This window comes from Streptomyces atratus (assembly GCF_014648655.1).
GTDB classification, from domain to species: domain Bacteria; phylum Actinomycetota; class Actinomycetes; order Streptomycetales; family Streptomycetaceae; genus Streptomyces; species Streptomyces atratus.
In genome coordinates this window covers 1-602 of sequence record NZ_BMRN01000229.1, presented here as the reverse complement: position 1 = coordinate 602, position 602 = coordinate 1, and the positions used below count along the sequence as shown (strand labels likewise).

1 protein-coding gene is annotated in these 602 nt (G+C 72.9%); it reads right to left on the bottom strand.

The window, feature by feature from the left end; genetic code table 11:
• On the bottom strand, positions 1-602 hold a 602-nt coding region (locus IEZ15_RS44240; protein ID WP_189282553.1), incomplete at both ends, for a tetratricopeptide repeat protein.

Here is a 602-nt window from a genome sequence, read left to right as displayed (position 1 = left end):
GCCTTGCACAGCAGGAGCTGCGACAGCATGTAGAGTCGGCCGGTCCGCCGGGCGATGTCCACGCCCCGGTCGGTGTGCCGTTCCGCGTCGGCGTACCGGTCGAGCATCACCTCGGCCCAGCCCAGTCTGACCAGGGGCTCGCACAGCCCGGCGAGGTCGCCGTCGGTGAGCGCGTCCGCCAGCCCCGCCGCGGTCCGGGCGAGCCGACGGGCCTCGGCCGTGTCACCCTCGTACGCCTCGCTCATGGCGGCCAGCGTCAGGGCGCCCATCTCGCCGAGTCCGTCACCCAGATCGCGGGCGCCGCGCAACGCCTCGGCCAGTTCTTCCCGTACGTCGGGGAAGCGGGCGACGAACTGCGCGCGGCAGCACCATTCGATGACGAGACCGATCCGCCGGGACGGTGACGGCCCGGGCCTCCGGTCCAGTTCGCGGCGCAGCAGCGCGTCGGCCTCGGCGTAGCGCCCGAGCTGACGCTCCATGACGGCGCACTGCACGACGGCGGAGGTACGGAGCACGTCCTCGCCGTCCTCGTTGCCGGCGGGCATGTCGATCACTCGGTGGAAGAGGTCTCTGCTCTCCCAGAGCGCCCCGGTCGTGCCGAG